We start from the raw sequence: 26124 nt of genomic DNA on the forward strand, positions 1-26124 counted from the left end.
TTACTTGAAGTAGCTGCCGCCGTTGGCGACGATGTCGGCGCCGGTGACCATCGCCGCGTCGTCGGACGCGACGAAGGCAACGGTGCGCGCGATGTCTTCCGGCTCGGCCATGCGGCCCAGCGGGATGGCGGCGACCATGCTGTTGATCCAGTCCTGGCCGACCTGCTGCATGATCGGGGTGTTGGTCGGGCCGGGCACCACGTTGTTGACGCGGATGCCGCGGGGGCCGAGTTCGCGGGCGAGCGAGCGCGCCATGCCGTGCAGCGCGGCCTTGGACGCGGCGTAGTGCAGGCTGCCCTCGCCCGAGATCGCCGAGGTCGACGAGATGTTGACGATATTGCCCTTGATGCCGTGCTTGACCATCAGGCGCACCGCCTCGCGCGTGCAGTAGAAGGTGCCGTTGAGGTTGACGTTGATCACGCCCTGCCAGCCTTCGTCGGCCATGTCGATGATCAGGTCGGGGAAGACGGTGACCGGCTCGCCGCGTGCCTGTTGCTCGCCGCGCAGCGCGAGGCGGGTCAGGAGCTTGTCGAAGCCGTCGTTCTTGCAGTTGCCGATGCCGGCGTTGTTGACGAGCACGTCGAAGCGGCCGTAACGCGCGTCGGTTTCGGCGAACACGGCGGCGACCGCGGCGCTGTCGGCGATATTGACCGAGCGGGCCATCGCGCCTTCAAGGCCGGCGACGGTTTCTTGTGCGGCGGCAAGGTTGATGTCGACCGCGACCACGTTGGCGCCCTCGGCTGCCAGTTGCCGCGCGATCGCGCGCCCCATGCCCTGCCCTGCGCCGGTAACCAGCGCGACCTTGCCTGCAAATCTCATCTTCAGCTCTCCTTGGGCGGGACCTCCCCGCACCGACGATGCTGACGAGCGCACGCGTCCGCGGCATCGTCCGCCAGGACTAGCCACAGTCAATCAAAAGGGATAGTGTTTGCAGATCATCAATGCGTTAGACATTGAGAAACGCCAGGCTTTCGTCCGATCGGACGATGTCCGCGCGTGTTCGCCCCCCTAGCGTGTGCCCTGAACAGGCTCAGGCCGGCGAACACCAAAAAGGGAGACAAACATCATGAACGCGCACGTCGGCCAGCTGGCCACCCCTCCGCTCGCGCAAATCCTGCAAAGGCAGCGCACGGTTTTCACCGCCGAGGGCGCGGTCAGCGCCGCGACACGCCGCGACCGGCTCGCCCGCCTCGAGGCGATGCTCAAAAAACACGCCGACGCGCTTGCCCGCGCGCAGGACGAGGACTTCGGCGGCCGCCACCCGGGCTTCTCGATGATGAACGACGTGCTCGCGCCGATGATGTCGGCCAGGCACTGCCAGAAGGCGCTCGTGCGCTGGATGAAGACCGAGCGGCGCGCCGGCCTGTTCCCGTTTTCCTTGTTCGGCCAGAAGACCGAGCTGCGCCACGAGCCCAAGGGCGTGGTCGGCATCATCGGCACCTGGAACGCGCCGGTGTTCACGCTGGCGAGCCCACTCGCCTACGTGCTCGCCGCCGGCAACCGCGCGATCCTCAAGCCCTCCGAGATCACGCCGCGCACCGCGCGTGCCTTCGCCGTCGGCATCGCCGAATTCTTCAGCCCGGACGAAATCGCGGTGGTCGAAGGCGGGCCGGAGGTGGCCGACGCGCTCACCCGCCTGCCGCTGGACCACCTGGTGTTCACCGGGTCGACCGCCATCGGCAAGAAGGTGATGCAGAACGCCAGCGAGAACCTGGTACCGGTCACACTGGAGCTGGGCGGCAAGTCGCCGGTGATCGTCGGCAAGAGTGCCGACATCGGGCGCGCCGCCGAACGGCTGGCGGTCGGCAAGGCGAGCAATTCCGGGCAGATCTGCGTGACGCCCGACGTGGTCTACGTCGACGAGGCGCGCGCCGACCTGCTTGTCGCAGCGCTAAAGGCAGCCTTCCAGCGCCAGTTCCCGGCCATCGAAGGCAACGCCGACGTCACCCAGGTCGTCAACGCGCGCCACTTCGAGCGCATCAAGGGCTATCTCGACGAGGCACGCGCCGCCGGCACCCGCATCGAATTGGCCGGTGACACGCCCACCGACGGCAGCCGGCGCCTGCCGATGGCGCTGGTGGTCAACCCATCGCCCGGCCTCAGGATCATGCAGGAAGAAATCTTCGGGCCGGCGCTGGTCGTGCTGACCTACCGCGACGTCAAGGACGTTGTCGCCGACATCAACGCGCGCCCGCGCCCGCTCGCGCTCTACTACTTCGGCAACGACCAGGCCGAAGAACGCTACGTGCTCGACCACACCCTCTCCGGCGGGGTCGCCGTCAACGACGTACTGATGCACGCTGCACTGCAGGACGCGCCGTTCGGCGGCGTCGGCGCGTCCGGCATGGGCCGCTACCACGGCCGCGAAGGCTTCAACGAGTTCTCGCACCTGCGCACCGTCTACCGCGCCGGCTGGTTCGACCCGCGCCAGAAGATGGGCACGCTGCCACCCTATCCGGCCGATTTGACCGACAAGATCCGCAAGTGGGTGGGCCAATGAACGCCGCCCCGGTAGTACTCATCACCGGCGCGAGCCGCGGCATCGGCCGCGCCACCGCGCTTGCGTTTGCCCGAGCAGGCTGGCGCGTCGCCATTGCCGCTCGCACGCAAAACCCCGGCGAGCGCCACGCGCATGCGCTTACCGGACGCGACGGCGCGCCGCTCGCAGGCTCGCTCGCCGAGACCGCGCAGGTGATCGAAGAGATCGGCGGCGAAGTGCTCGCCGTGCCGATGGACCTGTTGGACATCGCGTCGGTCGACGCTGCGCTGGACGCCGTACTCGCACGCTTCGGCCGTATCGACGCGCTCGTCAACAACGCGATCTACCAGAGCGCCTCGCTTAACGCGGCCTTTCTCGACATCGACGACGATGAATGGCAGCGGGTGTTCACCGGCTACGTGCGCGCCCCCTATCGGCTGACCCGCCGCGCGCTCGAGCTGATGCTCTCGCAAGGCACCGGCGTGATCGTCAACGTGAGCTCCGGCGCCGGCGAATCCGACCCGCCGATTCCGGCGGCCAAGGGCGGCTGGGGCTACGCGTACGGCGCCGGCAAGGGTGCGTTCTCGCGCATGGCCGGCGTGATCGCCACCGAACACCAGGGTTCGGGGGTGCGCGCGTACACGGTCAACCCCGGCGTCGTCGCCACCGAGGCGCTCAAGGCAACCATAGGCGACAACGGCGAGCTCGCTCGCCGCCTCGGCGCGGCCGACCCGGCGCTGCCGGCGGCGGTGATCCTGATGCTGGCCGAAGACGACACTGCCGGCGCGCTGCAAAAACGCACGGTACAGGTGCCCGACTACCAGCTGGACGACGCCGGCCGAGTCGTGCTGGCGTAACCCCAGACAACCACAAGGCCCCGTGCGTAGCGCGGGGCCTTGTGGCATTAGCCAATACAGTTTCAGCTTCCTGTGACCGGCTGGCCCAAGGCGCTCACGCTGTTGAGCATGATGCGTACGAGCTCCGTCTGCCGGCGCACGCCGGTCTTGGAGAAGATCGAGCGCAGGTGGGCGCGCGCGGTGTTGTGGCGGATGCCGAGCTCCTCGGCGGCTTCTTCCAGCGACAGGCCGTTGGCCAAGTGCACCGCCAGCTGCGACTCGGCCTGGGTCAGCCCGAACAGCTTCTGCGTGACCTTGAGCGGCGCCTGGCTCTTCTGCTCGGCGTCACGGATATAGACGATCGCCGCCGGGCGCTGGCGGCCGGACACCCAGTCGTTGGGCGGTACCGCTTTAACGACGACGCCAAGGCTGACCCGCCCGGACGGGCGCGCCAGCGACAGCGCCTCGGCGATGGTCGGGTCGCTCTCCGGCTTCTCGCCGGCCGAGCGCGCGAGGCTGTCCTTGATCAGCGCCTGCAAGGCGCGGTTGTCGCCCGGGTAGGCCGCCTCCAGCCGCCCCTGCGTACGCTTGAGCCCGTCGCCCTCGGAGAGCAACGTGCGCGCGATCTGGTTCTGCTCGAGGATCTGCGCCTTCTCGTCGAGCACGATGGTTGCGACCATCATCCGCGACACCGCCTCGCTGTAGAGCAGTCCGACCGACTCGTTCGCGTACATGCGCGTCTGCAGGTTCAGCGTGCGCTTGAGGTGCGGCAACAGCAGCGTAAGCAACTGGCGGTCGGTCTCGTCGAACGCGTCGGCTTCCTCGTCGCGGGTGACGCGGATCTTGAATTCGCCGTCGTCCAGCGTGCGGATGTCCGCCGCCATCACGTGGAACACGCCGTAAGGGCCGCAAAAGTGCTGGTAAAAGGGCGACGCGCGCCATTCGCTCTCGCCCATCAGGTCGCCGATGGTGTACACCCGGTCGCTGATGAGGTCGACGAAGGGGCTCGGGTAGTTGTACTGCACGCGCTTTTCATGCCGCGACTCGAACACCTTGCCGGCGGTGATCATGTTGCCAACGTCGCTGTCGCTCTCGGGGCGGACGATCAGGGTGACGAAGTTCGCGCGGAACATGTCGCGCAGGGTGTCGACCGCGCGCTGCCAGTTCGACGGTTCGTACGCGGTCTCGTAGAGGGTGCCCAGCGCGTGGCTGAACTCGGAAAGGTTGACGCGGGTCGCGAGCGCTTCAGTCATCGGCGCGGACCATTCGGGCAAGACCGGGCGAAGCCCGGGCGATAAGGTGCGGCATGCTGTCTCCTTTGTGGCTTGCTCGACCTCTGGCGGGCCGTGACGGCCGGCCACCTGCGTGGCCGGCCGGACAGACAATTTATGCCATTTGTAAGTCTTGGCGTCAACGTTGGCCTCAGGCCGCCTGCCGGCTTGCCTCCCCTTGCAGGATGCGCTCGCCCTGGCGCTGCCAGACCGACAGGTTCAGCCAGCAGGCGAGCGCCGGCGCCAGCGTGATCGCACCCAGCACGTTGACGAAGAACATGAACGCGAGCAGCACGCCCATGTCGGCCTGGAACTTCAGCGAGGAGAACGCCCAGGTGCCGACCGACAGCGCCATGGTCAGCGCGGTGAACACTGCCGCGGTGCCGCGCTGGCGCAAGGCCTCGTAGTACGCTTCGCGCAGCGGCAGCCCGCGCAATCGCATCTCGTGCTCGATTCGCTCGAAGAGATAGATGCCGTAGTCGACCCCCACGCCGACACCCAGCGCGATCACCGGCAGCGTCGACACCTTCAGGCCTATCCCGAGGCGTGCCATCAGCGCATTACACAGGATGGACACCAGCGCGAGCGGCACGATGATGCACAGCACCGCGCGCCACGAGCGGAAGGTCAGCAGGCACAGCAGGGTGATCGCGCCGAAGATCGCCAGCAGCATGGTCACCTCGGCGTGCTCGACCGCCTCGTTGGTCGCCAGCGCGACGCCGGCGCTGCCGCCGGCCATGCGGAAGGTGACGCCCGGCGTGTGGTCGGCCGCGATCAAGCGCTTCATCTCGTTGCCGACATGCGCGAGCGTCGCGCCCTTGTGGTCCTGCAGGTAGACCAGCACCTGCATGGCGCCGCAACCGTCGACGGTCAGCCCCATCTGCGGGTCCATCGCGCGCGCCCCCTGACGCAGGCTGTCGCCGGTCGACGGGATGAACGCCCAGCGCGGGTTGCCTTCATTCTGACCGGCGATGGTGAACTTGGCGGCCGAGGGCAGGCTGACCACCGACTGCACGCCAGCGACCCCTTTCATGCGGTGTTCGAAGCGGTTGACCGCCTGCATCAGCGCCGGCGACAGGCACTCGCCGCCCTCGGCACCGGTCTTGCTCTCGACCACTGCGGTCAGCACATCCATCCCGATCGAATAGGTCGACACGATGCGGTTGTGGTCCTGGTTGTAGCGCGACTCGGCGCGCAACTCGGGCACCCCGCTGCCGATGTCGCCGACCTCGAGTTTGCGTGACTCCAGCGTGCCCCAGCCGAGCACCGCCAGCGACGCGACAATCGCGAAGAGTGCCGGCGTAGGCGTCGCAAACGCCGAGATCTTCCACCACAGGGGGTGACGCGCTTCGGCGTCGCTCGCGGCACGGGCGCCCGCCTCAAGCTTGAGGAAGGACAGCACGATGGGCAGGAACACCTTGTTGGTGAGGATCATCAGCGTCACGCCCAAACAGGCGGTGATGCCCAGTTCGCGCACGATCTGGATGTCGATCATCATGATGACCATAAAACCCAGCGCGTTGGTCAACAGCGCGACCGCGCCCGGGATGAACAGCTTGCGAAAGGCGGCGATGGCCGCCTCGCGCGACGTCCGCCCGGCGAGCACCTCCTGCTTCCACGCGTTGGTCATCTGCACCGCGTGCGACACGCCGATCGAGAAGATCAGGAAGGGCACCAGGATGGACATCGGGTCGATCCCCAGGCCGAACGCCGGCAGCAGGCCGACCAGCCACACCACCGGCAGCAAGGCGACCAACAGCGCAACGACGGTCAGCTTGAGCGAGCGGCTGTACCCGAACAGCAGCACCGCGGTGATCGCGAAGGCGATGCCAAAGAACATGAAGACCTGGCCCAATGCCGCCTGCACGTCGCCGACTACCTTGGCGAAACCGACGATATTGATCTCGATGTCGTCGCTGGAGTACTTGGCGCGGATGTCCTCGAGTTTGCCGGCGATCTCGGCGTAATCGACCGGCAAGCCGGTCTCCGGGTTGATTTCCTGCAGGTCGGCCTGCACCAGCGCACCTTTCTGATCGTTGGCGACCAGGCGGCCGATGGTGCCGGAACGAGCAACGTTGCGCTGCACTACAGCCAGCTCGTCAGGTTGGGCGGAGAAGCGCGCCGGCACCACCACGTCGCTGACAAAGCCCTCCTCGGTCACCTCGGTGTAGCGTACCGAAGGCGTGAACAGCGACGACACCCGGGTGCGGTTGACCCCGGGGATGAAGAACACTTCGTCGGTCACCCCGCGCAGGGTGTCCATGAACGGCTTCTGGTAAATGTCGCCGCCGCCCTTCACCCGCACGTTGACAAGGATGCGGTTGGCACCCGAGAACACGTTCGCGTAGTCGGTCAGCGTCTTCATGTACGGGTGCGACAACGGGATCAGCTTGTTGAAGCCGGGATCGAGCCGCGCCTGGCTCGCACCCCACGCCAGCGCGAGGGTGATCGCAGAGAACAGGATCAGCAGGGTGTTGCGGTGGCGGATCAGCCGCTCGGCCACGCCGTCGACGAAACGGCGCAGGCGGCTGTCATGGTTCTGGCTCATCTTATTGTTCCTCTTGCGCGATGCGCTTAAGACCGGTCTCGCCGGCCACCACTAGGGCGCCACCGGACATGGCAACGCCGGTCAGCGCGAGCGGCCCGGTACGCTTGAGCAGGCGCAGCCCGGCACTGGCTGCGTCCAGCTCGAACACGCTGCCGCCCTGGCCTGCCACGAGCAGGCGGCCGTCGGCCGTGCGGGCGTGACCGAACAGCGAGACCGGCATCGGTACGGACAGCTTTTGCCAGCTGGCGCCAAAGTCGCGTGTCAGGTAAGCGTTGCCTCGCAGGCCGTAGGCCAGCCAGGTGTCGGCGGTAAGCCTTGCCACGCCGAACAGCGAGCCGTGGTAGAACGACGCGAGTTTCTGCCAGCTTTTGCCACCGTCGGCGCTCTTGAGCGCCATGCCCTGCTCGCCGACCAGCATCGCGCGGCCGTCGCTATTGCCTTCTACCCCGTTGACGTGAAAATCCTCGACGCCAATATCACGCTGCTGCCAGGTCTTTCCGCCGTCGCTCGACGCGAGAAAACGTCCGTAGCTGCCGTAGGCGAACAGGGTGCCTTCCGGCGACGCCCAAACCCCCATCAGCGGCTCGGACACGTCTTTTTCCACGCGTAGCGTGGTCCAGGACAGGCCGCCGTCGCGCGTCGCCAGCACCCGCCCGTCGCCACCGCTGGCCCAGCCGTGCGCGGCGTCGCGGAAATGCACGTCGGTCAGCGCGACGTCGAACGGACGGTCGAGCGCGGCACCCTGCCAACTCACCCCGCCGTCGTTGCTGTAGAACACCGAGCCCAGGTCACCGACGGCGACCAGCCGGTTGCCGGTGGTGGTGAGGTCGTTAATGCGCATGCTGTCGGTGCGCACCTGGGTCGGCGCCTGCTCGGGGTAAGGCCTGGGCGAAAACGCGTACACCGAAGCGGCAGCGACCGCGGCCGAGACAGCGAGCCCTACGAGCGTACGCATGTCGGCTCCGGATACAGGTCGTGGGTCATGGCAGGCATCGGGATCTCCTCAGGGTTCTCATTTGTGTTGCAAGCATGGCCAGTGCGGCTACCCCCTACATCGTCCAAACAGGTGAGCCCCTTTGCTGCACCGCAAAAGCAAAAGGGCACCCGCCAGGCGGGTGCCCAGTGCCTAGCCAGTACAACCGGCTAGGCTTGCGTCTCGAACAGCGCGGCCGCGCCCATGCCGCCACCGACGCACATCGACACCACCACGAAACGCTCGCCACGACGGCGCGCCTCCAGCAATGCGGTACCCACCAGCCGTGCGCCGGACATCCCGAACGGGTGGCCGATGGCGATCGCACCGCCGTTGACGTTCAGCCGCGCGTCAGGGATGCCAAGCTGGTCGCGGCAGTGCAGCACCTGACAGGCGAACGCCTCGTTGATTTCCCACAGGCCGACGTCGGACACCTTGAGGTTGTGCCTGGCCAACAGTTTGGGGATCGCGTAGAGCGGCCCGATCCCCATCTCGTCGGCACGGCAGCCGGCCACCGTCAGCCCCCGGTACACGCCCAGCGCTTCCAGCCCGCGCTCGCTCGCGGCGTCGCGCGACATCAGCACCGCGGCCGACGCGCCGTCGGACAGCTGCGAGGCGTTGCCGGCGGTGATGAACTCGCCCTGAGTAACCCAGCGCCCGCCGGAGAACACCGGTTTCAGGGCGGCCAGGCTCTCGGCGCTGGTGTCGGCGCGCGCACCCTCGTCGCGCGCGAGCGTCACCCGCTGCTTCTCGGTCGGGTTGCCTTCCTTGTCGAACAGCTGCTTGTCGACGCTGATCGGCACGATCTCTTCATCAAACAGGCCGCGCGCCTGCGCCGCAGCCAGCCTTTGCTGGCTTTGAAGCGCGTACGCGTCCTGCGCCGCGCGGCTGACGCCGTAACGTTGCGACACCAGCTCGGCAGTCTCGATCATCGGGATATACGCGGCCGGGTACGCGGCGATCGCAGCCTGCGACTGCGCGCGGTAGGCGTTCTTGTGCTTGTTCTGCACCAGCGAGATCGACTCGACGCCACCGGCAACCAGGATGTCCCGCTCGCCGACCATGATGTCCTTGGCGGCGTTGGCGATCGCGATCAAGCCAGACGCGCACATGCGGTCGAGCGCCATGCCCGGCACGGTGTCGGGCAAGCCCGCCACATAGGATGCGAGCCGGCCGATGGTGTAACCCTGCGTACCCTGCTGCGCGGCGCAGCCCATGATCACGTCGTCGACCTCGGCGGGTGCGACGCCGGCGCGTTCGACGGCGGCGCGGATAACGTGGCCGGCGAGCACCGGCGCCTCGGTGTCGTTGAACGCGCCGCGGTAGGCCTTGCCGATCGCGGTGCGGGCGGTGGATACGATGACGGCTTCCTGCATGTTCTGCTCCTGCTAGAAAAAGTAACGGCTGATCTTGTCGACGACGCAGGCGGGCTTGTCCTGTCCGTCGATCTCGATGGTCACGCGCACGGTCGATTGCACGCCGCCGCCCGCCTCCTCGACCTTCAACACCTCGCCGCGGCCGCGCAGGCGCGAACCGACCGGCACCGGGGCCGGAAAGCGCACCCGGTCGCAGCCGACGTTAACGCCCATCTTCATGTTGCGGATCTCGATCAGCTGCGGCAAAAAGCAGCTCGCCAACGACAGCGTCAGATAGCCGTGCGCGATGGTGGTGCCGAACGGCCCATCCTTGGCGCGTACCGGATCGACGTGGATCCACTGGTGATCCCCGGTCGCCTCGGCGAACAGGTCGATGCGCTGCTGGGTGACTTCCAGCCACCTGGTCACACCCAGCGGCTGGCCGGTGGCGGCCAGCAGCGCTTCTTTCGAGTCAAACACGACGTTCGCCATGGCTCAGGCCCGCTGCGCGCTGACCGACACCACTTCGCCGGTCATGTAGCTCGAGTAGTCGCTGGCGAGGAACATCATCACGTTGGCGACCTCCCACGGCTCGGCGCCGCGACCGAACGCTTCCTGCGCGGAGAGCGAGTCGAGCAACGCCTGCGGCGCGGACTTCTTCAAAAAGGCGTGAATTGCGATCGACGGTGCCACCGCGTTGATGCGAACGCCGTATTCGGCTGCCTCCAGCGCCGAGCAGCGGGTCAGCGCCATCACGCCGGCCTTGGCCGCCGCGTAATGCGCCTGCTCCTTCTGCGCGCGCCAGCCGAGTACCGACGCGTTGTTGACGATCACACCATGGCCGCGCGGCTGCATCGCCCGCAGCATCGCGCGCGTCATGCGGAAGGTGCCGGTCAGCGTGATGTCGAGCACGCGCTGCCAGGTGGCGTCGTCCATGTCGACCACGCGGCAACTGGTGCCCAGCCCCGCGTTGTTGATCAGCACGTCGACGCCACCAAGCTTCTGCTCGGCGGCGTCGACCAGCGCCTGCACCTGGGTTTCGTCGCTCACGTCGCACAACTGGCCATAGATGGCCGCAAGGCCGGTCTCGGCCTTCAGCGTCTCGACCGCGTCCTCGAGACGCTTTTCGTGCACGTCAGAGAGCATCAGCGCACGCGCGCCCTCCTCGGCCGCGCGCCGCGCAGCGGCAAAGCCGATGCCGGCGCCGGCCGCGGCGGTGATCAGGACGGACTTTCCCTTGATAAGGCCGCAGGCGGCCGGATAGTTGGGGGCTGCGTTCATCACGAAACTCCGTTGTTTGGACAGACCCATCCTGCGCCAGGCAGGTGCGCGCGGCATCGTGCAAACGGACCAGCCTCGGCAAGCAAAAAGGCCGGGACAAGCCCGGCCTTTGGCGATTGCGCAAACACCTTCAAAACGGCCAGACAGACGACTCGGCGCCGCCATCCACCTCGATCACCTTGCCGGTCACCCAGCTGGCGGCCGGGCTTGCCAGGTAGAGCGCGGCGGCGGCAATGTCCTCGACTGTCCCCAGCCGGGCTAGGGGCGTTCCGGCGATCATCTTGCCGCGCGCGGTCTCGTCGAGAAACTTCTCCAGCGCGTCGGTCGCGATCGGCCCCGGCGCGATTGCGTTGACACGAATCAGCGGCGCCAGGTCCTGCGCCATCAGCCGGGTGAGCTGGGTCAGCGCGGCCTTGGCCGCGCCGTATACGGTGAAGTGCTTTTGCGCGTAACGCGCCGCGCCCGAAGTGATGTTGACGATGGCGCCGTGGCCGGCCGCCTGCATGTGCGGGGCCACCAACGCGGACAAACGGAATGCGCTCGTCACGTTGAAATGCATCGCCGTATCGAACGCGTCGGCCGAAGTCTTGAGCATCTTGTTCGGCGCGGCGCCGCCCGCGTTGTTGACGAGCAGGGTCAGCTTGCCCATCGCCTCGCGTGTGGTGTCCACCAGGCGCGCGAGTGCCGCCTCGTCGTTGACGTCGCAGGTGAGTGCCAGCGCACGCACGCCATGCTCGCGCGCAAGACGCGCGGTCTCCTCGATCTCGTCCGGGCTTCGCGCCGCGCAGACGACGTCGGCACCCGCCTCGGCGTACGCCAGCGCGATCGCGCGGCCGATGCCGCGCCCGGCGCCGGTGATGAGCGCGACCTCACCCGAAAGCGAAAAGCGGTCGATCAGTTTTTGCTGCATGTCGGAGCTCCTTTGGAACGAAAGCAAAAGGCCCGGCGTCGCCGGGCCTGACACTGCGATGTGCTTACTTACCGGCTCGGCGCGCGGTGTCGGCGGTGAAGTCTTCCGGCTTGAGACCGCTGGCGTTCAGCACGTCGGACTTCGGCTGTTCGTTGAGCATACCGTAGGCGACGTAGGAACCCGAGTTGAGGTCGTGGTAGAAGGTCGTCGAGTTGAACTGCCCGCTGAAGTCCGGCGAGTAGTAGTGGTGCGCGACCGCCGCGCGCCACAGCTTGCCCTGACCGTCGTACTGGTCGGAGTACAGGCCGTGCCAGCTATCCTCGTCGAGGTACATCACGCGCTTGGAGTACAGGTGGCGCATGCCGGGCTTGAGCTTGCCCTCAAGCACCCACACGCGATGCAACTCGTAACGCATCGGCTCCGTATTCGGGTGCTTGGGCGTCAGCAGGTCCTTGTACTTGAGCTTGGGGCTGGCGACGCGGTAGGCGTTGTACGGCACGTAGACCTCGCGCTTGCCCAGCAGTTTCCAGTCGTAACGCTCGGGGGAGCCGTTAAACAGGCGGTCCTCGTCGATCACCATGCTGCCGCCGACCCCGCTGGTCGGCTGGTCGAAGCCGTAACCCGGCACCTGGCGCACACGGCGGGTACCCGGGTCGTAACGCCACGCCAGACGGTAGTTCTTCGCGAAGTTGTACGGCTCGTGCGACACGGTGACCCCGCCCTTTTCGCGCTCAGGCAGCAGAGCAGAGGTCATGTAGTAGGAGTACACGCCTTCGCTGGTCTTGCTGCGCACCTTGGGGTCGTACGCCGGGGTCAGACCGACCGATTTGAGGCGGCCCCAGATGATGCCGTTGCTGGTGACCGTCGCGTTGTCGCGTACGGTGTTCACGCTGAACGGGCGGTGTGGCAGCAACATGTTCCACAGCGCCTCGGTGCCACTTTTCGGGATCGGGAACGGCACCGCCCCGGTGGTCGCGTCGACCCCCATGCCGCCGTCGGTCACCTTGGCGCTCTTCGCGTTTTCCAGCGCGGTGTCACACACGTAATCCGGGTAACGGAAGTCGCGGTGGCTGGGGTAGACCGGCATCTTGTAGCTGTCCGGATACTTTTTCAGCAGAGCCTTCTGGCCATCGCTAAGCCGGGCCGCGTACTGGTCCATATTGGCGGCGGTGATCACGAACAGCGGCTTCTCGTTCGCGTAGACATCGGAAGCGTGGCTACCGGCGTTCATTTTCCAGCCCGGGTTCGCCTGTGCGCCGACCCACTTGCCGGCGAACGCCGGGATCGAGCCGTCGGCGTTGCCGGCCTTCTCGGCGCCGACGCAGGTAAGGTCCTTGCCCAGGCGCGCCACTTCGGTAGGGGATGCCGCGGCCATCGCCTGGGTCGCGAACAGGGTCAGGGCGCCGGTGACGGCGATACGCATTGCGTGTTGTTTCATGACGGAATTCCTTTGCTTGTCAGGTCAAGGTCAGAAGCTGTACTTGGCGTAGCCCGACACGTAGTCGCGGTCGCCCAACTTGCGGTAGACCGGGTCCGGACGGGTATAACCGACGTAGGAGAGGCCGAGTTCGAGGTTGCCCAGGTACTTCCACTCCATGCCCACCGAGTAGCGGAAGTCACCGTCAGCATCAGAAAGCGTCGAGATCGGCGACATGCCCTGCACCCATACGGCACGCAGCGGCACCTTCAGGTCCCAGCCCGGCACGACGCCCGGATAGGAGAGATCCATCCCCAGCGTCAGCCCGTAGCCGTTCTTGTCGCGCTCGCCGGTGACCTGCCCCTTGGCGTTGCTGGTTTCATAAACGAACTGGTCACTTAGATTAGACAGGGCCTTCAGGGAACTGAATGGAGCGTTAGCTAAAGCTGGTGCTCCAGATGTCGCATCAACACTGATACCACGCGTCCACACCACTTCACCAAGCAGCGTCGTCGCGCTCGCCCACGGCCGGTGACCCAGCACCCGAATGAACGAGACCTGCGCCTGCGTCGCCTTGCCCTTAGCAGCCGTCGGCCCCAGCGGGGTATTGACCAGCATCGGCACACCGTCGCGGTAGGTCAGCTCTGCACCAACCTGGGTCTCCCCAATGCGAGTCGAGAGCGCAGTTCCCAGCAGCTTAATGTTTTCGAAATAAATTTCGTCGTAAGTCAGCGCCTGGGGCCGGAAACTAGACGACAACGTCCAGTTCATCCTCAGGTTCGGGTTCTTGTCGTGATATTGCAGGTAGTAAGCGGATAACTCGGTCTCTTCACTGACACCCCAACGTGCACCGACCCCGAACTGTCCGCTGTTTTTGGGCTTTTCCTTCTCTCCATAGCGGCTGATTGCTGCGGCAGGCAACTGACCCAAGTCCCCAAAAGCCAAGCGCAGCACTTCCGCTCCAGGTCCCAGCACATCGGTATTCGACAGGTAGGAGCCCACCGGCGGCAACTCGGTGCCCTTCCACTGGAACTGGTAGTAGCCCATCACGCTGAAGCGCGGCGTAAGCTCCAGCATCGCCGACACCTGCGGTACCGGCAGCAGGATTTCCTTCACCTCGGTCCCCGGCGACAGGCCCTTGACCGAGTCAAACGGCACCTGCGCGGCTGAGGCGTTGCCGTAGAACAGGCTCTCGCCCCAGGCCACCACCTGGTTGCCCAGCTTGGCCGACAGCACCTTGTCGCCGCCAAGGTTCCAGCTGTCGTACAGGTAGGCGTCCAGCAGCTTGGCGCGGCCGCCCGAGTAGAACTTGGTGCCGTCGGTAAATTCGTTGGGCGCGCCGAATTTGTTGACCGTCTGCCGCGAGTCGTTGTCGTTACGCTTGTGGTAAACGTCGTCGTAGAAGGCAGTGCCGCGCAGCAGCATGCCCATCGTATCTTTTTGCAGGTGCATCTCGGCGTTCAGGCCGACCCGGTTGGTGGTGAGGTCGCCCTTGCCGAAGTTGCGGTTGCCGTCGTCCAGGTTGATCGCACGCGGGTTGCTGGTGGCCAGCGGGCCGGCGAGCAGCTTGTCGGACGCGTCTTTCACCCTGACACCTACGCCGTACGACACGGTCGCCGACCAGTCGATCTTGGCACCATTGTCGAATTCGATAGCATCGCCGGCCCACGCCGCGCTGCCGATCAGCACCAGCGACAGCGGCAGCAGCCGGGGCACCCAGCGACGACGCCCTCCATTGTGTTGCGTTCCCTGCATATGGTTCTCCTCTCGTTGTCCGGGCCCATCCGCCGACGGTTCGCCCTTGTCCGACAATCTGCGCAGTAACGAAAGGCACTACATCGTCCGGAAAGACTACGCAGAGCAATTACTCAAAATACATGAATCGCGTTAGTCTGTTCGGGCGATGTCCAAGCCCGGGACCCACACAACAATCGGGGCAAGCGACAAGCAGGAGGAGATAAACCTTGAAAGAAATCAAAGATTTCAAGGCGTCGGTGCGCGCATGGCTGGAGGCAAACTGCCCGCCGTCGATGCGCACGCCGCCGCCCGAAGGCGAGATGGTGCTCGCCGGCAGCCGCCTCACCTTTTCCAACCCCGACCAGCGGCTGTGGTTCGAGCGCATGCGCGAGCAGGGCTGGTTCGCGCCGGACTGGCCGCGCGAATACGGTGGCGGCGGGCTTGACGCGCGCCAAACGCGGGTACTGGAAACAGAACTTTCCCGTCTGAAATGCCGCGCGCCGATGTTCAACCTCGGCATCTGGATGATCGGGCCGGTGCTGCTCGAATTCGGTAGCGACGAGCAGAAGGCACGCCACCTGCCGGGCATGGCGCGCGGCGAGGTGGCCTGGTGCCAGGGCTTCTCCGAACCCGGCGCGGGTTCGGACCTGGCGGGCCTGTCCTGCCGCGCCGAGCGCGACGGCGACCACTACGTCGTCAACGGCTCGAAGATCTGGACCTCCTACGCCGACCGCAGCGACTGGATGTACGCGCTGGTGCGCACCGACATGTCCGCCGGCAAGCACGCGGGCATCAGCATGCTCTTGATCGACATGGCAAGCGCGGGGGTCAGCACCCGCCCGATTGAGCTGATCAGCGGCAAGTCGCACTTCTGCCAGGTGTTCTTCGACAACGTACGCGTACCGGTGGCCAACCTGGTCGGCGCCGAGGGCGATGGCTGGATGCTCGCCAAGGCGCTGCTCGCCCACGAGCGCCGCGCGATGAGCAAGTTCGGCGACAACAACGTGCCGGGCGTCGACTTTCTCGACCTCGCCCGCCGTCTGGTCGCCGAGGCCGACCCGGACAGCCGCGCGGCACTTGCCGACCGCGTCGCGGCGTGCGCGATGGACGAACACGCGTACAAGCTGACGCTCGAGCGCACCCACGAGGCGGGCGGCGCCGGGCAGGATGTCTCGGCGCTGGTGGCGACCTTCAAATATGTGCATAGCGAACAGAACAAGACCCGCTACCGCACGCTGACGGCGCTCGCCGGCACCGACGCGCTGGGTTGGGAGGGCGAAGGCTACAGCGAAGAGCTGCTCAAGCTCGCCCGCCAGTGGCTGAACGCCTACACCTACACGGTCGCCGGCGGCACCTCCGAGATCCAGCTCAACATCCTCGCCCGCCGCGTGCTGGGCCTGCCCGACAGCGGAGGCTGAACGATGCGTTTTGTCCTGAACGAAGACCAGAACATGCTGCGCGAGAGCGCGGCCGACTTTTTCGCCGGCCGCCTGCCGCTTGCGCACCAGCGCAAACTGAAGGCGCAAGGGCAAAGCCGCGACGCGGACGCCTGGCGCGAGATGGCCGAGCTTGGCTGGAATGCGATCGCGTTGCCCGAATCCGTCGGCGGCGTCGCCTTCGGCCGCTCCGGCGTCGCACTGCTGCTTGCCGAAGCCGCACGCACGCTAGCCGCCACCCCGCTACTCGCCAGCAACCTGCTGGCGGCGGGGCTGGTCGAAGCAGCAGGGTCTGACGCGCAAAAGCGTGACTGGCTGCCGGCCTTGGCCACCGGCGACAAACTTGGCGCGCTGGCGCTGGACGAACGCGCCCGACACGACCCGGCGCGTGTCGAAACCCGCGCGAGGCGCACGGCGGGGCTCTGGCGCATCGACGGCGCCAAGTGCGCGGTCGTCGACGGCGAATTCGCCGACGTACTGATTACCGTCGCACGCGACGCAGACACCGACGAAACACTGCTGTTCGTGCTGGACGCGCACACCGCGGGCGTGCGCATCCAGCCGCTATCGCAGATCGACGCGCAGCCGATGGCGCGCGTGCGGCTTGACGGGGTGCAAGTGGACGAAGCCGCGCTGCTCGCGCGCGGCGCGGCGGCCGACGCTGCACTTAACACCGTGCTTGAGCGCGCGCGCATCGCTTTGGCCGCGCAGTTGCAGGCGGTCAGCCGCGTGCTGTTCGACACCACGCTCGATTATCTGAAACAGCGCGAGCAGTACGGCCGCAAGATCGGCGCCTTCCAGGCGCTGCAGCACCGCATGGCACGGCTGTTCACCCGCATCGAGCTTGCCGAGAGCTGCGTGCAGGCCGCCGTCGCCGCGCTGGACAGCGACGCGGACCTCGCCCGCCTCGCCGCGCTCGCCAAGGGCATGGCTGGCGAGACTGCGCTTGCCATCGCCGACGAGGCGGTGCAACTGCACGGCGGCATCGGCGTCACCGACGAGCTGGACGTCGGCCTTTTCCTCAAGCGCGTACAGGTGCTGGAAGCCCTGCTGGGCGACAGCGTGTACCAGCGCGCGCGTTACGCACGAGTGATCGGAGTGGTGGCATGAGCACGATAGACAAGTGGAAGACCGCGTACGCGCAGCTGACCGCACCGGGTGCGCCGTTCGAGTTGGCCGAACAGGACGGGTTGCCGGTGTTCCGCAACGCGCCTGCGACGCTGAACGAGGCGCTGGAAGCAGGCCGCCGCCACGGCGACGCCATCTTCGTGTCCTACCTGGGCAAACAGCTGAGTTTCAATGACTACTTCGCCGAGGTCGAACGCGTGGCCGCCGGCCTGATCGCGCACGGGCTCTCCCGCGGCACGCGCGTCGCCATCGCGATGCGCAACCGGCCCGAGTGGCTGGTCGCCTTCCACGCGGTGCTCAAGGCCGGCGCCGTGCCCTGCGCGCTCAATAGCTGGTGGCAGGGCGAGGAACTCGCCCACGCGATCACCGACGGCCAGGCAAGCTGGCTGATCGCCGACGGCGACCGCCTCTCCCGGCTCGAAGGGCGGCTGGGCGGCCTGACCGTGGTCGGCGTCGACGGCGCAGCCGGGCTCGAACTGGCAACCCTGGCCGGCCCGATACCGGAGGTCTGGCCGCAGGTTTCGCCCGACGACACCGCCGCGGTGCTGTTCACCTCGGGCACCAGCGCGCGCGCCAAGGCAGTGCTGCTCTCGCAGCGTGCGCTCGCGCAGGGCGCGTTCAACTTCGACTTCTTCGCCGCGGTCGGCGCGATGGCGCAGCCCGCGCTGATCGCGCGCGCCGCCGGCCGGCGCATCAAGAGCCTGCTCGCGGTGCCGCTGTTTCACGTCTCCGGGCTGATGGCACAGTTTGTCGCCGGGCTGCGCGGCGGGCGCGAGCTTGCGCTGATGCACAAATGGGACGCTGCCGAGGCGATCAGTGCGATGCAGGAAGACGGCGTCACCACCTTCAACGGCTCGCCGGCCATGCAGGTCGACCTGATCAGCCACCCGGCGTTCGATCCGGCGCGCCTCTCCCACCTGCTGGCGCTGGGTTACGGCGGCGCCGGCGTGCCCGAGTCGCTGTCCGGCCGCATCGCGCGCGCGCTGCCCGAGACGATGCAGGGCGTCGGCTACGGCATGACCGAGACCGGCGGCGCCGGCTGTGTGAACAGCGGCGAGCTCTTCTTCGAACACCCGCAGGCCAGCGGTCTGGTGTCGCCGATCATGCGGGTGCGCGCGCAGGCGCCCGACGGCACGCCCTGCCCGGCCGGCGTCGAAGGCGAACTCGCCTTCTTCGGCGTCACGCTGATGGACGGTTACTGGCAGGACGGGCAGCTCGACCGTTCGGCCTTCAATGGCGCGTGGTTCGCGACCGGCGACATCGGCGTGGTCGACGCCGACGGCCTGGTCCGGCTGACCGGGCGCAGCAAGGAAGTGGTCAACCGCGGCGGCGAGAAATTCTCGCTCTCCGAAGTCGAACACTGCCTGACCGCGCACCCGGACGTGCTGGAAGCCGCCGCGCTGGCGGTGCCGGACGAGCGCCTGGGCGAGCGGCTGGAAGCCGTGGTGGTGGTGCGCGCGGGCGCACCGCGTGACGCCGAAGCGATCCGCGCGTTTGCCGCCGCGCGCCTAGCCGCGTACAAGGTGCCCGCCAGCATCCATGTCAGCGAGACCGCGCTGCCGCGCAACGCGACCGGCAAGCTGATGCGCCAGGCGCTCAGGGTGCCCGTCTAGCGGCCGGCACCCGCCGACTCCTCCGCACGGACGATGGCGGAGGGGCCGGTGCGCGGTACAAAGGACACAGGACAGTTTCAGCCAGGAGAAAAACGATGGGCTTGCAAGGCAAGGCGGCAATCGTCGGCGTCGCGCAATACCGGCCGGAGAAGTACCAGACGGCCCCGCGCATGTTCCACCTCGAGCAGGTCGCCGACCTCGCGCGCCAGGCGCTGCTGGACGCCGGCCTCGAGGCGTCCGACATCGACGGGCTGTGCGTGAACGGCCCGCACTTTCACGAGGCGAGCAGCTTCGTGCCGGCCATGGTCGGCGAATACCTCGGCACCGCGCTCAACTTCGGCGAAGTGGTCGATCTGGGCGGCGCCTCCGGCGTCGCCATGGCGTGGCGCGCCGCCGCCGCGATCGAGCTTGGCCTGTGCCGCGCCGTGCTGTGCGTGATTCCGCAGCGGATGGCGCCGATGGGCCCGGACGAGGACCCGATGGCGATGGCGCGCGCGATGCGCTACGGCGGGCACAGCACCGCCTACGGCGCGCCCGAGGCCGAGTTCGACCTGCCCTACGGCCATATGGCGCAGAACACCGGCTACGCGATGATCGCCCAGCGCTACAAGGCGCGTTACGGCTACGACGAGGCGGCGATGGCCAAGATCGTCGTCGACCAGCGCACCAACGCCTGCGCCAACCCGAACGCGATGTTCTACGGCAAGCCGCTCTCCATCGACGACGTGCTCGCCAGCCGCATGGTCGCCGACCCCTTGCGCGTGCTCGAGATCGTGATGCCGGTTGCCGGCGGCGCTGCCTTCATCGTCACCAGCGCGGACCTCGCCCACCGCTGCCGGCATCGCCCGGCCTGGATCAAGGGCTTTGGCGAGCACATCATCAGCAAGTCGCCAACTTACGCGCCGGACATGCTCGACACGCCGATCGGGACGGCGTCGCGCCGCGCCTTCGCGATGGCCGGAATCACGCCGGCCGACATCGACGTCGCCCAGCTCTACGACTGCTACACCATCACGGTGCTGCTGTCGCTGGAGGACGCCGGCTTCGCCAAGAAGGGCGAAGGCATGGCCTTCGTGCGCGAGCACGACCTCACCTACAAGGGCGACTTCCCGCTGAACACCCACGGCGGCCAGCTGGGCTTCGGCCAAGCCGGCAGCGCCGGTGGCATGAGCCAACTGATCGAGGCAGTCGAACAATTGCGCGGCAGCTGCGCCGAACGCCAACTGGCGCGCTGCGACAAGGCCTTCGTCTCCGGCACCGGCGGCGTGATGAGCGAGCAGGCCGCGCTGATCCTGATGGGGGAATAAACCATGGCAAACAAACCGCAACCGGTCGCGACCGACATCTCGCGCCCGTACTGGGATGCGCTCAAGGCGCGCCGCATCGAGCTGCAGCAGTGCGACGCCTGCGGCCGCTGGAACTTCTTCCCGCGCCGCCACTGCCCGCACTGCCTGTCCGACCGCCTCGCCTGGCGCGAGGTGTCCGGCCGCGGCAAGCTGTTGACCTACACCGTCGCGCGCATCCCGACGCTGCCGGACTTCGCCGACGAGGCGCCGCAGAAGCTCGCGGTGGTCGAACTGGCCGAAGGCGTACACCTCAACACCACGCTAGTGGGCCTCGCCGAAGACGAGATCAGCGTCGGCATGGCGGTGAAACCGGTGTTCGACGAAAGCGGCGACACCCCCTTGCTGCGCTTCACGGGCGAGGACAAGTCGCTGGCCGTGATCGGGCGCGCGGTGGACGACACGCCGGCAGAGACCACGCCGGCCACGCCTAAGCGGCAGATCCACTTCAAGGACTTCGAGTCGCTGAAGGCACTTATCAGCGACGACTACTCGGGCTGGAGCAACACGTATACGGTGGGGCAGGACCTGATCGACCAGTTTGCCGCGCTCTCCGGCGACGACTACTGGATCCACACCGACCCGGAGCGCGCCAGGAAGCAAGGCCCGTTCGGCGGCACCATCGCGCACGGCATGCTGATCCAGGTGCTGCTCTCCCGCCTGTCTATGCCGCTTGACTGGGAACTGGCCGGCTTCGGCAATATGGCCAACTACGGCAGCAACAAGCTGCGCTTCCCCTCGCCGGTGCCCGCCGGCAGCCGGATCCACGGCCGCGCACGCGTCAAGGCGGTCGACGAAGTCAAGGCCGGCACCCAGCTGACGCTGGAGATGTGCGTGCACGTGGTCGGCCAGGAAAGACCCGCACTGATCAACGAGTTGATCGTGCTTTACATGCCTTAAAGTTTGCAGCCCCTCGATGTGGTGGTTGGCCCCGCTTGCGCGGGGCCTTTTTTCATTCCGGCCCTCCCGCTCGCTCGACCTCGACCGCGGTGACCTTGTACTCGGGGCACGAGGTCGCCCAGTCGGCATTCAGCGTGGTCAGCACGTTGGTGCCGCTTTGCGGGAAGTGGAACGACGCGTAGACGACGCCCGGCTGCACGGTGTCGGTCACTTGCGCGTCCAGTTCCGTCTGTCCCATCCGGCTCGCCACGCGCACCCGGTCGCCCGCCAGGATGCCGCGCGCGGCGGCGTCCTGCGGGTGGATGCGCAGATGGTCGCGGTCGGCCCACACGAGGTTGGCGGTGCGCCGCGTCTGCGCGCCGACGTTGTAGTGCTCGAGGATGCGCCCGGTGGTCAGCAACAGCGGGAAGGCCCGGCTGACCGCCTCGCTGGTCGGCATGTAGGGCGTGTTGTTGAACTGGCCAAGCCCGCGGGTAAAGGTATCGGCGTGCAGCACGGCTGTGCCGTGGGGCGCAGCTGCGTCGCACGGCCACTGCACGCTGCCTAGCTTGTCGAGCAGGCCGTAGCTGACGCCGGCGAAGGTCGGCGTCAGCTGCGCGATCTCGTCCATCACCTCGGAGGGGTGGCCGTACGCCATCGGGTAGCCCATCGCGCGCGCAAGCGCCTGCGTCACCTGCCAGTCGGCCATGCCGGCAAGCGGCGGCAGCACGCGACGGATGCGCGAGATGCGCCGCTCGGCGTTGGTGAAGGTGCCATCCTTCTCCAGGAAAGTCGCGCCGGGCAGCAGCACATGCGCGAAGCGGGCCGTCTCGTTGTGGAAGATGTCCTGCACCACCACGAATTCCATCGCCGTGAGCGCCGCGTGCACGTGGCGGCTGTCCGGGTCGGACTGTGCAATGTCCTCGCCCTGGCAGTAAAGCCCGAGAAAACGGCCTTCGAGCGCCGCCTCGAACATCTGCGGGATGCGCAGGCCGGCCTCTTCCGGCAGCTTCACGCCCCACGCCGCCTCGAAGCTCTCCCGCACCTCCGACAAGCCGACATGGCGGTAGCCGGTGAATTCGTGCGGCACCGCGCCCATGTCGCACGCGCCCTGCACGTTGTTCTGCCCGCGCAAGGGGTTGACGCCGACCCCATCGCGGCCGAGGTTGCCGGTGGCGAGCGCCAGGTTGGCCAGCGCCATCACCCCGCTCGAGCCCTGGCTGTGTTCGGTGACGCCAAGGCCGTAGAAGATCGCCGCGTTGGCGGCCTGCCCATACAGGCGCGCCGCCTCGCGGATCAGCGCCGCCGCGACGCCGCACTCGGCTTCTACCGCCTCCGGTGCATGTTCGGGCTGCAGGATGAAATCGTGCCAGGACAGCCACGAGCTTTCATCGCAGCGCTTGCCGATGAAGTCACGGTCGACCAGTTTTTCCTCGATCAGGGTGTAGGCGATCGCGTTGAGCAGCAGCACGTTGGTGCCGGGCCTCACCGCGAGGTGCAGCCCTTCGCCTGCGTGCAGGGTGTCCAGCAGGCCGGTTCGCCTAGGGTCGATCACGATCAGCCGCGCGCCCTCGCGCAGGCGGCGGCGCAAGGCCGAGGCGAACACCGGGTGCGCGTCGGTCGGATTGGCGCCGCACACCAGGATCAGGTCGGCCGCGTACACCGAGTCGAAGTGCTGGGTGCCGGCCGCCTCGCCGAACGCGGCCTTCAGCCCGTACTCGCTCGGCGAATGGCAGACCCGCGCGCAGTTGTCGATGTTGTGGTTGCCGAACGCTGCGCGTACCAGCTTCTGCACAAGGTAGGCTTCCTCGTTGCTGCAGCGGCTGGACGCGATGCCGCCGATCGCGCCGACCCCGTGTTCTTCCTGCACGCGTTTCAGGCCCGCGGCGGCGAAGGCGATCGCCTCGTCCCAATCCACTTCGCGCCAAGGGTCGGTAATGCGCTCGCGGATCAGAGGTTTTTTCACCCGCTCCGGGTGCGTCGCGTAGCCCCAGGCGAAACGGCCCTTCACGCAGGCGTGACCGTGATTGGCGCCGCCCGCGCGCGACGGGGTCAGCCGCACCACCTCCCCGCCCTTGACCTCGGCCTCCAGCGAACACCCGACGCCGCAGTACGCGCAGGTGGTAGTCAGCGCGTGGGTAGGCTGCCCGGCGGCGATCAGCGTGCGCTCGGTCAGCGTGGCGGTCGGGCACGCCTCGACGCAGGCGCCGCACGACACGCACTCGGACCCCATCAGGTTTTCGCCGGCAAAACCGACCCGCGAGGCGAAACCGCGGCCGCTGATATTGAGCGCGAAGGTGCCCTGCACCTCTTCGCAGGCGCGCACGCAGCGCGAACACACCACGCAGCGTGCCGGGTCGTACACGAAATAGGGGTTGGAGGTGTCGATCGCCTCGTCCAGGTGATTGTCGCCCTGCCCGACCCCGTAGCGGATCTCGCGCACGCCGATTTCGCCTGCGGTGTCCTGCAGCTCGCAATTGCCGTTGGCCGCGCAGCTCAGGCAATCGGTCGGGTGGTCCGACAGGTAGAGTTCCATCACGCCGCGGCGTAGCTCGGCAAGGCGCGGGCTTTGCGTGCGCACGAGCATGCCGTCCTCGCACGGCGTGGTGCAGGCGGCAGGGGTGCCGTGGCGGCCGTCGATCTCGACCAGGCACAGCCGGCACGAGCCGAAAGGCGACAACGTGTCGGTCGCGCACAACTTGGGCAGCGGCGAGTTGGCGAGCGCGGCGGCGCGCATCAACGAGGTGCCGGCGGCAACTTCAATACGATGGCCGTCGATGGTCAGCGAGACGGCACCGGCCGGCACGGGCACGGGCACGGGCGTGCCAAGGTCGGCTTCGCGGCGGCTTTTCATTGCGGTCCCCTTTCGGTGAATTCGCCCGGGAAATGCTCGAGCGCCGAGCGCACCGGGTAGTGCAGCATGCCGCCCAACGCGCATAGCGATGCGTCGCGCAGGGTGTCAGTGAGTTCCAACAGCAGCGCGACGTCGTCGGCGGCGTGATGGCTGCCGGCCATCAGGCGGTCGACGATTTCGCCGCCGCGCACCGAGCCGACGCGGCACGGCGTGCACTTGCCGCAGGATTCGGCCGCGCAGAAGGTGAACGCCAGACGCGCCATGCCCGCCATGTCGCACGTTTCATCAACCGCGACCACGCTGCCGTGGCCGAGGATGGCGCCGCGCGCGGCGAACGCCTCGTAGTCGAGCGGCAGCTCGAAGTCGTCCGGGGTCAGCCACGCGCCCAGCGGCCCGCCGACCTGCACGGCCTTGACGCACCCCGTTCTGGCACCGCCACCAAAGTCATTGACGAGTTCGCCGAGCGTCGGCCCGAACGCGGTCTCGACCAGCCCGCACTGGCGCAGGCTGCCGGCGAGGGTGAGCGCCAGGGTGCCGCGCGAGCGCTCGCGCCCGAAGTGGTAAAACGCCGCACCGCCGTCCCGCGCGATCACCGGCAAAGACGCGAGCGAGAGCACGTTGTGCACCAGCGTCGGCTTGCCGAACAGGCCAGAGACGGCCGGCAGCGGCGGGCGCGCCCTCACCTGCCCGCGCCTGCCCTCGATCGACTCGATGAGCGCCGACTCCTCGCCGCAGATATACGCGCCGGCGCCGGCGCGCACTTCGACGCGGAACGCGCGGCCGCTGCCCGCTATATCGCCCCCCAGGAATCCGGCCGCCTCGGCGCGCGCTACGGCCTGCCGCAGCTTTTCGATCGCCTGCGGGTATTCGCTGCGCACGTAGACGTAGCCCTGCTCCGCGCCGACGCACAACGCGGCGATGGCCATTCCTTCGAGCAAGGCGTACGGGTCTCCCTCGAGCAGCATGCGGTCGGCGTACGCGCCGGAGTCGCCCTCGTCGGCGTTGCACACGACATAGCGCTCGGTATCCGCTTGCGTACGCACGCTCTGCCACTTGATATGCGCGGGGAACGCCGCGCCGCCACGCCCGCGCAGGCCGGACGCTTCCAGTTCGGCCAGGAAGGCGTCCTCCCCCATGGCGAGCAGCCGCTTGAGCCCGGCGTAACCGCCACGCTCCAGGTAATCGTCCAGCGACAGCGGCCGGGTCAGCCCGGCGCGCGCGAACACCAGCCGCTGCTGGCGTACCAGATACGGCAGCGCGTCGACCGGCCCCAGCGCGAGCGGGTGCGCGCCGCCCTGCATGAGGCCGGCGTCCAGCAGGCTGTCGATGTCGGCCGCGGTGACCGGCCCGTAGCCGAAGCTGCCCGTGTCGGTGTCGACTTCCAGCAGCGGCTCGAGCCAATAGAGCCCGCGTGCGCTCACCCGCACCACCTCCGCTTGCAGTCCACGCTCGGCAAGCGCTGCTGCAAGCGCCGCGGCGACCTCGTTCGCGCCCAGCGCGCAGGCGACCGAGTCCTCGCTGATCCTCACGCGTACGGTCACGATTTGCCCTCCTGCAGCAGCCGCGCGACGCGCGCGGGATCCAGCCTGCACAACAGGCGTCCGTCGTATTCGGCGGCGGGAGAGGCCGCGCAGGCGCCCAGGCAGTACACGGCCTCGACGTCGATATCCGCGGGCGCGCCTTGGGCGGCCAGCCACAGCGCCTCGCTGCCCGTCGCGCGGCACGACTCGGCACGGCAGATGCGCAGCCGGTGCAGGTTCGGCGGGCTGCGCCGGAAGTCCGCGTAGAAGCTGACCACCCCTTCGAGCTCGGCGCGCGAGATGCGCAGCGCCTTGGCGATAGCCGCGATCGCCGTCTCCGGGATGTAGCCGCAGGCGGCCTGCACCGCGTGCAATAGCGGCAGCAACGCGCCTTTCTGCCTCCTGTGGCTTTCGATCAGCGCGGCTAGCGCTTCGTCTGTCAACGGCCCGGTCATCGCGTCGCTCCCGTCGGCTTAAAAACCCACTTTAGTTAGTTGCCTAAGCATTTTCAGGCCATGTGGCTGGCCAAAGTGAAACTGAACAA

At 67.5% G+C, this 26124-nt stretch carries 20 protein-coding genes; 7 read left to right on the forward strand and 13 right to left on the reverse strand.

Annotation, left to right across the window (positions count from 1 at the left end):
- Positions 1-819 (reverse strand): SDR family NAD(P)-dependent oxidoreductase, encoded by an 819-nt coding sequence (locus tag E5K04_RS12860; protein ID WP_136554740.1) that lies wholly within the window; start codon positions 817-819, stop codon positions 1-3.
- Positions 820-1066: 247 nt separating this feature from the next.
- Between E5K04_RS12860 and E5K04_RS12865 the strand changes: the two genes are divergently transcribed.
- Positions 1067-2500: a coniferyl aldehyde dehydrogenase gene (locus E5K04_RS12865; RefSeq protein WP_136554743.1), complete on the forward strand. Its 1434-nt coding sequence runs from the start codon at positions 1067-1069 to the stop codon at positions 2498-2500.
- Positions 2497-3336, forward strand: coding sequence for an SDR family NAD(P)-dependent oxidoreductase (locus E5K04_RS12870; RefSeq protein ID WP_136554745.1), 840 nt, complete (start codon positions 2497-2499; stop codon positions 3334-3336). The genes E5K04_RS12865 and E5K04_RS12870 overlap by 4 nt, the downstream gene beginning before the upstream one ends.
- Positions 3337-3398: 62 nt before the next feature.
- Here the strand turns inward: E5K04_RS12870 and E5K04_RS12875 are convergent, their stop codons facing one another.
- The 9 genes from E5K04_RS12875 to E5K04_RS12915 all read right to left on the reverse strand — a co-directional run bounded on the left by E5K04_RS12875 (position 3399) and on the right by E5K04_RS12915 (position 14825).
- Positions 3399-4568, reverse strand: coding sequence for a helix-turn-helix transcriptional regulator (locus E5K04_RS12875; RefSeq protein WP_136554748.1), 1170 nt, complete (start codon positions 4566-4568; stop codon positions 3399-3401).
- A gap of 169 nt (positions 4569-4737) precedes the next feature.
- Complete coding sequence (locus tag E5K04_RS12880; protein WP_136554751.1) at positions 4738-7134, reverse strand: efflux RND transporter permease subunit; 2397 nt, start codon at positions 7132-7134, stop codon at positions 4738-4740.
- Between the two features lies 1 nt (position 7135).
- A complete protein-coding gene (locus E5K04_RS12885) occupies positions 7136-8089 on the reverse strand; it encodes a WD40/YVTN/BNR-like repeat-containing protein (RefSeq protein ID WP_136554753.1) in 954 nt (317 codons plus the stop codon).
- Between the two features lie 188 nt (positions 8090-8277).
- Positions 8278-9483 carry an acetyl-CoA C-acyltransferase gene (locus E5K04_RS12890; RefSeq protein ID WP_136554755.1) on the reverse strand — a complete coding sequence of 402 codons (1206 nt, stop codon included), beginning with the start codon at positions 9481-9483 and terminating at the stop codon, positions 8278-8280.
- Positions 9484-9495: 12 nt separating this feature from the next.
- Positions 9496-9954 (reverse strand): MaoC family dehydratase, encoded by a 459-nt coding sequence (locus E5K04_RS12895; protein ID WP_136554762.1) that lies wholly within the window; start codon positions 9952-9954, stop codon positions 9496-9498.
- A gap of 3 nt (positions 9955-9957) precedes the next feature.
- Positions 9958-10743 carry an SDR family oxidoreductase gene (locus E5K04_RS12900; RefSeq protein WP_136554764.1) on the reverse strand — a complete coding sequence of 262 codons (786 nt, stop codon included), beginning with the start codon at positions 10741-10743 and terminating at the stop codon, positions 9958-9960.
- 130 nt (positions 10744-10873) lie between these two features.
- Positions 10874-11653 (reverse strand): SDR family NAD(P)-dependent oxidoreductase, encoded by a 780-nt coding sequence (locus E5K04_RS12905; RefSeq protein WP_136554766.1) that lies wholly within the window; start codon positions 11651-11653, stop codon positions 10874-10876.
- Positions 11654-11717: 64 nt separating this feature from the next.
- Entirely contained in the window at positions 11718-13091 is a 1374-nt protein-coding gene (locus E5K04_RS12910; RefSeq protein WP_136554768.1) for a DUF1329 domain-containing protein, read from the reverse strand.
- Positions 13092-13121: 30 nt separating this feature from the next.
- Positions 13122-14825 carry a DUF1302 domain-containing protein gene (locus E5K04_RS12915; RefSeq protein ID WP_136554770.1) on the reverse strand — a complete coding sequence of 568 codons (1704 nt, stop codon included), beginning with the start codon at positions 14823-14825 and terminating at the stop codon, positions 13122-13124.
- Between the two features lie 209 nt (positions 14826-15034).
- Between E5K04_RS12915 and E5K04_RS12920 the strand changes: the two genes are divergently transcribed.
- The 5 genes from E5K04_RS12920 (at position 15035) to E5K04_RS12940 (ending at position 21227) form a co-directional block, all read left to right on the forward strand.
- Positions 15035-16225: an acyl-CoA dehydrogenase family protein gene (locus E5K04_RS12920; RefSeq protein ID WP_136554772.1), complete on the forward strand. Its 1191-nt coding sequence runs from the start codon at positions 15035-15037 to the stop codon at positions 16223-16225.
- 3 nt (positions 16226-16228) lie between these two features.
- A complete protein-coding gene (locus tag E5K04_RS12925) occupies positions 16229-17353 on the forward strand; it encodes an acyl-CoA dehydrogenase family protein (protein WP_136554774.1) in 1125 nt (374 codons plus the stop codon).
- Positions 17350-18984, forward strand: coding sequence for a class I adenylate-forming enzyme family protein (locus E5K04_RS12930; RefSeq protein WP_136554776.1), 1635 nt, complete (start codon positions 17350-17352; stop codon positions 18982-18984). The genes E5K04_RS12925 and E5K04_RS12930 overlap by 4 nt, the downstream gene beginning before the upstream one ends.
- Positions 18985-19079: 95 nt before the next feature.
- Entirely contained in the window at positions 19080-20291 is a 1212-nt protein-coding gene (locus tag E5K04_RS12935) for a thiolase family protein (protein WP_136554778.1), read from the forward strand.
- Positions 20292-20294: 3 nt separating this feature from the next.
- A complete protein-coding gene (locus E5K04_RS12940; protein ID WP_136554780.1) occupies positions 20295-21227 on the forward strand; it encodes a bifunctional OB-fold nucleic acid binding domain-containing protein/MaoC family dehydratase in 933 nt (310 codons plus the stop codon).
- 52 nt (positions 21228-21279) lie between these two features.
- Here E5K04_RS12940 and fdhF read toward each other — a convergent pair whose 3' ends face one another.
- The 3 genes from fdhF to E5K04_RS12955 are packed head-to-tail and all read right to left on the reverse strand — an operon-like array spanning position 21280 to position 26035.
- The gene (fdhF, locus tag E5K04_RS12945; RefSeq protein ID WP_136554782.1) at positions 21280-24060 is read right to left on the reverse strand and encodes a formate dehydrogenase subunit alpha; all 2781 of its coding nucleotides are present in this window, start codon (positions 24058-24060) and stop codon (positions 21280-21282) included.
- Positions 24057-25601: a formate dehydrogenase beta subunit gene (locus E5K04_RS12950; protein ID WP_136554784.1), complete on the reverse strand. Its 1545-nt coding sequence runs from the start codon at positions 25599-25601 to the stop codon at positions 24057-24059. Before E5K04_RS12950 ends, fdhF begins: the two co-directional genes overlap by 4 nt.
- Complete coding sequence (locus E5K04_RS12955; protein WP_136554786.1) at positions 25598-26035, reverse strand: NAD(P)H-dependent oxidoreductase subunit E; 438 nt, start codon at positions 26033-26035, stop codon at positions 25598-25600. The genes E5K04_RS12950 and E5K04_RS12955 overlap by 4 nt, the downstream gene beginning before the upstream one ends.
- Positions 26036-26124 lie beyond the last annotated feature (89 nt).

Source organism: Crenobacter intestini (assembly GCF_004919095.1).
In the GTDB taxonomy this organism is placed as follows: Bacteria; Pseudomonadota; Gammaproteobacteria; order Burkholderiales; family Chromobacteriaceae; genus Craterilacuibacter; species Craterilacuibacter intestini.

What these genes read in the sequence shown, in the direction of transcription:
- E5K04_RS12860 (WP_136554740.1), bottom strand. Translation starts at nt 819, where the DNA reads ATGAGATTTGCAGGCAAGGTCGCGCTGGTTACCGGCGCAGGGCAGGGC.
- E5K04_RS12865 (WP_136554743.1), top strand. Translation starts at nt 1,067, where the DNA reads ATGAACGCGCACGTCGGCCAGCTGGCCACCCCTCCGCTCGCGCAAATC.
- E5K04_RS12870 (WP_136554745.1), top strand. Translation starts at nt 2,497, where the DNA reads ATGAACGCCGCCCCGGTAGTACTCATCACCGGCGCGAGCCGCGGCATC.
- E5K04_RS12875 (WP_136554748.1), bottom strand. Translation starts at nt 4,568, where the DNA reads ATGACTGAAGCGCTCGCGACCCGCGTCAACCTTTCCGAGTTCAGCCAC.
- E5K04_RS12880 (WP_136554751.1), bottom strand. Translation starts at nt 7,134, where the DNA reads ATGAGCCAGAACCATGACAGCCGCCTGCGCCGTTTCGTCGACGGCGTG.
- E5K04_RS12885 (WP_136554753.1), bottom strand. Translation starts at nt 8,089, where the DNA reads ATGCGTACGCTCGTAGGGCTCGCTGTCTCGGCCGCGGTCGCTGCCGCT.
- E5K04_RS12890 (WP_136554755.1), bottom strand. Translation starts at nt 9,483, where the DNA reads ATGCAGGAAGCCGTCATCGTATCCACCGCCCGCACCGCGATCGGCAAG.
- E5K04_RS12895 (WP_136554762.1), bottom strand. Translation starts at nt 9,954, where the DNA reads ATGGCGAACGTCGTGTTTGACTCGAAAGAAGCGCTGCTGGCCGCCACC.
- E5K04_RS12900 (WP_136554764.1), bottom strand. Translation starts at nt 10,743, where the DNA reads ATGAACGCAGCCCCCAACTATCCGGCCGCCTGCGGCCTTATCAAGGGA.
- E5K04_RS12905 (WP_136554766.1), bottom strand. Translation starts at nt 11,653, where the DNA reads ATGCAGCAAAAACTGATCGACCGCTTTTCGCTTTCGGGTGAGGTCGCG.
- E5K04_RS12910 (WP_136554768.1), bottom strand. Translation starts at nt 13,091, where the DNA reads ATGAAACAACACGCAATGCGTATCGCCGTCACCGGCGCCCTGACCCTG.
- E5K04_RS12915 (WP_136554770.1), bottom strand. Translation starts at nt 14,825, where the DNA reads ATGCAGGGAACGCAACACAATGGAGGGCGTCGTCGCTGGGTGCCCCGG.
- E5K04_RS12925 (WP_136554774.1), top strand. Translation starts at nt 16,229, where the DNA reads ATGCGTTTTGTCCTGAACGAAGACCAGAACATGCTGCGCGAGAGCGCG.
- E5K04_RS12930 (WP_136554776.1), top strand. Translation starts at nt 17,350, where the DNA reads ATGAGCACGATAGACAAGTGGAAGACCGCGTACGCGCAGCTGACCGCA.
- E5K04_RS12935 (WP_136554778.1), top strand. Translation starts at nt 19,080, where the DNA reads ATGGGCTTGCAAGGCAAGGCGGCAATCGTCGGCGTCGCGCAATACCGG.
- E5K04_RS12940 (WP_136554780.1), top strand. Translation starts at nt 20,295, where the DNA reads ATGGCAAACAAACCGCAACCGGTCGCGACCGACATCTCGCGCCCGTAC.
- fdhF (WP_136554782.1), bottom strand. Translation starts at nt 24,060, where the DNA reads ATGAAAAGCCGCCGCGAAGCCGACCTTGGCACGCCCGTGCCCGTGCCC.
- E5K04_RS12955 (WP_136554786.1), bottom strand. Translation starts at nt 26,035, where the DNA reads ATGACCGGGCCGTTGACAGACGAAGCGCTAGCCGCGCTGATCGAAAGC.